The following is a 3103-nucleotide window of genomic DNA, read 5'->3' on the forward strand; positions in this document are numbered from 1 at the left end:
TTCTACAGGTATAGAATTTACTCTTGCAAGGTAGAATTTAAAAATTCATTTAACCATCGCAGGTTAGTTGGAGTATTTTTCTACAAACGTAACGAACAACTGTTCGATTCTTCTTGACTTTTTGTAATGCAAAAAGTATACTACATATATGAGGTGAATTAAATGAGTAATATAGGTCGACCAAAAGGAAAAAATAATAAGGAATATGTGTATTCGTTGAGAATGGATGAGAGAACTAAAACTAGATTGGAGACATATTGTCGCTTGCTTAATATGACTAAGTCGGAAGTAATAAGATTTGCAATTGATAGGTTAAGAGAGGAGAATGACTATGGAGAAAATATGGGATGTAACAATAATGAAAATGGGTTCAATTCAGATTGAAGCGGAGACGGAAGATGAAGCAATAAAAAAGGCAGAGCATCTTGCATTACTACCAGAAGGTGTAAATTGGGAGGATAGTTGGAATGCAGTCGATGTGTGTAAAATATAATCATTACTTTATTAAAAGAAAGTAATGTGTTACAATAACATCGCATAATTTACCTTGGAGGATGAGATGAAATGAAGGTTATGGATATAAGTGATTTAAAAAAAGAAGCTAAAATATTTTGTGAACTTATGAAAAAGGAAAATCATTCTTCACTTATTGGAGTGACTGATGGTAAAGCGGTAGGAACATATGTTGAACACAGATTTCAAGACTATATTTCCAGTAAATATGAAATTGAGATTGGAAGCAGTGCCAGGGGAATTGATCTACCAGGAGCGGAGATAGAAACGGATATAAAGGTTACAAGTATTGTTCAGCCACAGAGTAGTTGTCCGTTTAAAAATGCACGTCAGAAGATATTTGGATTAGGATATAACATTTTAGTCTTTGTTTATGATAAGAAAGATACAGCAAATTCATGTACTTTGGATTTCAAGTATTGTACATTTATTGATAAGTCTAGAACCGCTGATTATACTATTACAAAACGATTAAGAGAAATGGTAGATGATGGTGCAAATAAAGAAGATATCATTGGTTTTTTAGTTGATAAAAATGTTCCAGGTGATGATATAGTGTATTCCGATTTAGCAGACGAAATATTGTGTAATAAACCAGAGCAAGGATATTTAACAATTAGTAATGCTTTACAGTGGAGATTGCAATATGCCAGAGTAATTGCATTGGACAATACAGTAAATGGGGTTTTAAATTATGAATGGTAGTGATTTGAAGAAGGAATTTGGTGACTATCAAACCCCAAATCAGTTTGCAGAAACTATTTGCAGTTTGCTTTACAATGAACTCAAGTTAAATCCAGAGGTTGTAATAGAACCAACATCTGGTTTGGGTAATTTTATTAAGGCTGCCTTGAATACATTTTCTACAATAAAAAAAATTGTCGGCGTAGAAATAAATCCAGAATATTGTGATGAATGCAAAAAGCGTATATCTGATGATAGGTTACATATTGTAAATGATAACTTTTTTACATATAAAATAGAGAAATATGTTGGGGAAACGGAAACATTGTTTCTTGGGAATCCGCCTTGGGCGACAAATTCTGAATTGAATTTTAATTTACCAGAAAAGGAGAATTTTAAAAGGTTAAGCGGAACTGATGCTATAACAGGTGCAAGTAATTTTGATATATGTGAATATATAATATTAAAATTGATAGAAAAGTCTGTTAATAAGAATGTTGCTATTGCAATGCTCTGTAAAACATCTGTTGCACGAAATGTATTACTTGAACTTGATAGAAATGATGTATGTGTTGATGACCTTAGAATATATAATTTTGATTCTTCAAAGGTTTTTGGGATTAGTGCACCAGCATGTTTATTATACATTAAAATGTCTACATCAAATTCAAAATGTCGGGAGTGTGAGGTTTATGACATCGAACCCCCAAATACTATTTCTGGAAGAATTTCTTTTCAAAATGGAAAACTGAGTAATTTAGATGATGATGTTTTAGATTTAGATGGCGAGAGTGTATTTGAATGGAGACAAGGAGTTAAGCATGATTGTGCGGGGGTAATGGAATTAGAGAAGCAAGGTAAGAACAATTACAAAAATAAGAATAAAGAGAAAGTTGAATTAGAAGATTTGCTTGTTTTTCCATTAATGAAAAGTAGTTCATTTAAAAAACCGATTATTAATTCGGATTTTACAAAATATGTTATTGTTACTCAAAAAAAGGCAAGGGAAGAAACCAATTATATTGAAGCTTTAGCACCAAAAACATGGAAGTATTTATGTGATAGAAAAGATGTATTTGATTCTAGAAGAAGTAGTATTTACAAAGGTGCTCCAGCATTTAGTATGTTTGGAGTTGGTGATTATTCATATGCAAAATATAAAGTGGGGATTTCTGGTTTTTATAAGAGACCGTTATTTGCATTACTTTATAATGAGAATAAAATAGAGCATCCGATTATGGTTGATGATACATCATATTTTCTGTCATTTGATAATTATTCAGATGCGTATACTTGTATGCTTCTGTTAAATAGTTCAAGAGTACAAAAATTCTTGCTTAGTATATCCTTCCGGGATGCAAAAAGACCGTATACTAAAAAAGTATTGCAAAGACTTGATTTTAATAAGTGTGTTCATAATATAGCATTTGAAGAGTTAGTAGCTACTGAAAAAGAATTAAAGTTGCATAAATCTATAACAGAGGAGATGTATGCTTCATTTGCAAATTATATAACAGGTTTGAAGAAAGCAATATAATATGTTTTGGCACTCTGTATGGATAATAAGGTAGGGGGATAAGAGTTCTCTGCGTCTATTTCTATATTAGACCGATGGCCCCCTTCGTGCGAATTTTCGCAGAATTAAACAGGGGGGATACCCACCAAGGTCGGTCTATGTGAAAATATCCACTGAATATCATCGCTAAAGCCGATTTTGTTTTGCCGGATAATACCAAAATACGCAGAAAAAACGTGTAAAAAACGACATAAAAAGCACAGTTTTTCTGCGTACATTTTGGCAGAAATATAATTCGAATTGTCTTGCTATTCTGTGTCATCAGAGTGATATATGGTAAGCGCTTAATTCTTGGGTAACTATACATTTGCCGTTTTGTAGTTCATAATG

At 32.2% G+C, this 3103-nt stretch carries 3 protein-coding genes; all 3 read left to right on the top strand.

All coding sequences use genetic code 11. The features are described from left to right. The first annotated feature begins 331 nt into the window (after positions 1–331). The 3 genes from LJE09_RS16870 to LJE09_RS16880 all read left to right on the top strand — a co-directional run bounded on the left by LJE09_RS16870 (position 332) and on the right by LJE09_RS16880 (position 2734). Positions 332–493 carry a hypothetical protein gene (locus tag LJE09_RS16870; RefSeq protein ID WP_182795146.1) on the top strand — a complete coding sequence of 54 codons (162 nt, stop codon included), beginning with the start codon at positions 332–334 and terminating at the stop codon, positions 491–493. 71 nt (positions 494–564) lie between these two features. Continuing rightward, complete coding sequence (locus LJE09_RS16875; protein WP_227311584.1) at positions 565–1218, top strand: restriction endonuclease; 654 nt, start codon at positions 565–567, stop codon at positions 1216–1218. After that, the gene (locus LJE09_RS16880) at positions 1208–2734 is read left to right on the top strand and encodes a hypothetical protein (protein ID WP_227311585.1); all 1527 of its coding nucleotides are present in this window, start codon (positions 1208–1210) and stop codon (positions 2732–2734) included. The genes LJE09_RS16875 and LJE09_RS16880 overlap by 11 nt, the downstream gene beginning before the upstream one ends. The last annotated feature ends 369 nt before the right edge of the window (positions 2735–3103 follow it).

The sequence above is a fragment of the Blautia sp. DFI.3.45 genome (assembly GCF_020593505.1).
Lineage (GTDB): Bacteria > Bacillota > Clostridia > Lachnospirales > Lachnospiraceae > Blautia_A > Blautia_A wexlerae.